Source organism: Desulfonatronospira sp. MSAO_Bac3, from assembly GCF_003838035.1.
Taxonomy (GTDB): domain Bacteria; phylum Desulfobacterota; class Desulfovibrionia; order Desulfovibrionales; family Desulfonatronovibrionaceae; genus Desulfonatronospira; species Desulfonatronospira thiodismutans.
The window spans coordinates 1-2,427 of sequence record NZ_QYZY01000316.1 but is presented as its reverse complement, the minus strand read 5'-3'; the positions used below and the strand labels follow the sequence as shown (position 1 = coordinate 2,427).

Sequence of the window (2,427 nt, the reverse complement as noted above, 5' to 3'; positions counted from 1 at the left end):
GGGTATCCAGCCGGCGAACTCAAGCACGGACCCATCGCCCTTATCGAGCAGGAACTGCCCACTTTTGCCCTGGCCATGCAAAACCATCTCCTGGATAAAATCGGGTCAAATTTAATGGAAGTCCGGGCACGCAACGGAAAAATTATTGCCTTGACCAATCCCGGTGTTGAATTAGATATAGATGAAAAGTGGGAAATACCGCAGCTCGGAGACCCGTTGAACAGTTTCCTGGCCTTGCCGGCCCTGCAGCTTTTCGCCTATGAAATGGCTGTATATCTGGGCAAGGACGTGGACCAGCCCCGCAACCTGGCCAAAAGTGTAACCGTGGAATGACCATGAGCATAAAAAAAACTTTTTTCTGCCTGCTGGCAGCGTTACTGCTGGCTCTTTGCACTCCGGGCCTGCTGCCCGCCGGAATGCAGAGTGCAGTGCAGGACCTGGAAAATCTTATAGCCGATGACAATCGAAACCAGTTCCGTTCACACTGGCTTGACCTGGCCGGCAGGTTCCAGCAGGAACTCGATGAGAGCCAGGACGGAAATGACAAAGCCCGGGCCCTTTATTATCTTGGCCGCACCTACCAGGAACTGGGCAAAAAATCCTTTCTGCCTTCCGATTTTGAAAAGGCTGAAGAATTCTATACCCGTGCAGTCAGAGAGCACCCCGACACCGATTTTGCCGGTCGCTCCCAGTACCGCAAGGCCGAGATCCACCTCAACCATCACCGGGATTCAGCCCAGGCTTACCTGGAGTATCTGCGCGTGGTTTACAACCATTCTTCCAGCTCCAAAAAAGATGCCGCCCAGGAAGTTCTCAAGGAACTGGACCGCAAAAACCTGGAAATGATAAACGGTAAGCGCGCCTCTCTGGACCTGGAAAAGGTCTCTGAACCTCAGAAGAGCCCACAGGTTTCCCTGGAGGAAAGGCCCCTTGCAGATTCCCGCATAGAAGAAGAACCAGGGCAGGAGCAGTCGAAAACTGATTCCAGAACAGCCCGGCTGGTGGACATACGTCACTGGAGTTCTGATGAATACACCCGCATAGTACTGGATCTGGATTCGCAGGTGGATTATTATCACAAGCTTTTGAAGCCCGATGAGGAACTGGGAACTCCGCACAGATTGTTTATCGACTTAGAGAAAACTCGTCAGGCAGAAGAAGTAACCCAGGAAGAAAACGTGGCCGACGGTATCTTAAGCCGTATCAGGTCAGCTCAGCATACCACTGATAAGTCAAGGGTGGTCCTGGATATCGACGAACTGGACGATTTCAGGGTCTTTGCCCTGGAAAATCCCTTTCGCATTGTTGTGGACGTTTACTCTCCCGATGAACGCCAGGTTCTGCAGACGGTGGAAGGCGAACCGGACATCTCCCTGGATCCCGAGCGGGCCGAGCTGTCTTCCGGCAGCCTTCTTGAGCAGCTGGGGCTCAAGGTTCAGACCATCATGATAGACCCTGGTCACGGCGGCAAGGACCCGGGAGCTGTGGTAGGCAATTTCAAGGAAAAGGACATTGCCCTCAGGATGTCCAAAGTCCTGGGCCGCAAGCTGGAGCAGGAAGGTTTCGATGTTCTCTACACCCGGACTGAGGATGTCTTTGTTCCCCTGGAGGAGCGGACCGCCATGGCCAATTCCAAAAAGGCTGACCTCTTCATCTCTGTGCATGCCAATGCCCATAGAAATTCAAATGTCAGAGGCTTTGAGGTCTATTACCTGAACTTTGCCCAGGATGAAGACGCCAAGCGTGTGGCGGCCAGGGAAAATGCAGTCTCAACCCAGAAGATCTCAGATTTGCAGTATATTTTGACAGACCTGATGCTAAGCTCCAAAATAAGCGAATCCCGGGATCTGGCCAAGAAGGTCCACGAGGTCACCCTGGACAACACAAGAGGCATGTTTTCCGATATGGACACCAACGGTGTGCGCCAGGCCCCTTTTTATGTGCTCATGGGGGCCCAGATGCCGGCCATTTTGCTGGAAATGGGCTACATGACCAATGAAAAGGACATGCGTCTTCTGCAGAACGACGACTTTATGCAGTACATGGCCAGGGGACTGACCAAGGGGGTCACCTCCTACCGGGATAAGATAGAACAGTTTGCCAGGCTGGATTAGCAGCCAGTATTTAGCGGATTTCGCCCGGGTTTTGCTCCTTGCTTTCGTTCCCCGGCTCACAATGCCTGGACTCAGAACTGCTTTTTCTTCCTCCCACCTGGTCCCCGTCCCAGGAAGCCCGGTCTTCTTCCGGCTCCACGTGTATAGTTACCTGGGATTTGGGCAACTCCTGCTCGATACCCTCTTCAATCCTGCAGCAGATATCGTGGCCTTCGCGGATGGTTCTATCTCCCGGCAGAAGCAGATGAAAGTCGATAAAACGCCTGGACCCGGACTTTCGCGAGCGCAGGCCGTGATACGCCGCCTTTTCCCC

General features: G+C 53.3%; 3 protein-coding genes. 2 read left to right on the top strand and 1 reads right to left on the bottom strand.

Annotation, left to right across the window (positions count from 1 at the left end; translation table 11 throughout):
• A partial coding sequence (locus D5S03_RS11110; RefSeq protein ID WP_287044023.1) for an SIS domain-containing protein occupies positions 1–333 on the top strand: 333 nt, incomplete at its 5' end.
• A gap of 2 nt (positions 334–335) precedes the next feature.
• On the top strand, positions 336–2,114 hold the full coding sequence (locus tag D5S03_RS11105) for an N-acetylmuramoyl-L-alanine amidase (RefSeq protein ID WP_287044022.1): 1,779 nt from the start codon (positions 336–338) through the stop codon (positions 2,112–2,114).
• A 10-nt stretch (positions 2,115–2,124) separates the two neighbouring features.
• Here the strand turns inward: D5S03_RS11105 and D5S03_RS11100 are convergent.
• Positions 2,125–2,427 (bottom strand): cation transporter dimerization domain-containing protein (locus D5S03_RS11100; protein WP_287044020.1); only part of this gene is annotated, 303 nt, incomplete at its 5' end.